The sequence below is a fragment of the Vibrio sp. 2132-1 genome, from assembly GCF_033344315.1.
In genome coordinates this window covers 1-666 of the sequence record NZ_JAWPON010000403.1, presented here as the reverse complement: position 1 = coordinate 666, position 666 = coordinate 1, and the positions used below count along the sequence as shown (strand labels likewise).

Genomic DNA, 666 nt, shown 5'->3' with positions numbered 1-666 from the left:
TCTTGACGTCACTCAGCGCCCCAAGGCCAGTAATTTTAGAGGTGCTGGAAAATGAATAAGTTTAGGTTGGTCAATTCATGCTTACTTATTGCGATGCTGGTGGCGTGCACCTTTGCCTACATGGCTCACATTAACTCCAAGAGTACGCAACAACTTCATAGCGCGCTTTCTGAGGTCGGCCATCAGCTGATTGAAGAACGCGATGTGATTGGGAATCAGTATCCCATCAAGGCGCGACAGAACTTCGAGCTCACTAAATCCTTGGTTGCTATTGAAGTGGAAGCGGAAAAACAGGCTGATCCCTTCGATAACGCCGTTTGGTTTCCCATCTCACCCAACCGCCAGAAAATACAACAGACGTTAGCCAAGTTTGAGCAACGGGTTATTCAAACCACTTCGCAATTAGACACGTTGATTGGGGTACAAGTCGAAAATCAATACGCTTTGCTGATGCTGTTGGACATCTATGAAGAGGAGTTTTCGACGCACATTGGTGAAACGCAATTAGATAAACATTACGTCGAGTTTTTTAGCCGCGACTTAGTGAATCAAAGTGGGGAGCAAAGCGAAAGTGGCGCGAACTTTTTGGGGCGCTTACATGAAAGCGATAAAAAAATCGAGCTGTTGACCAATGAGCTACTGGATCACAATTACTTTGTGTTTGTG

1 pseudogene is annotated in these 666 nt (G+C 45.5%); it reads left to right on the top strand.

Annotated elements, in window-relative coordinates:
* Window positions 1-51 precede the first annotated feature (51 nt).
* Window positions 52-666 (top strand): annotated as a pseudogene (locus R8N47_RS25685) (hybrid sensor histidine kinase/response regulator); the annotation flags it as partial.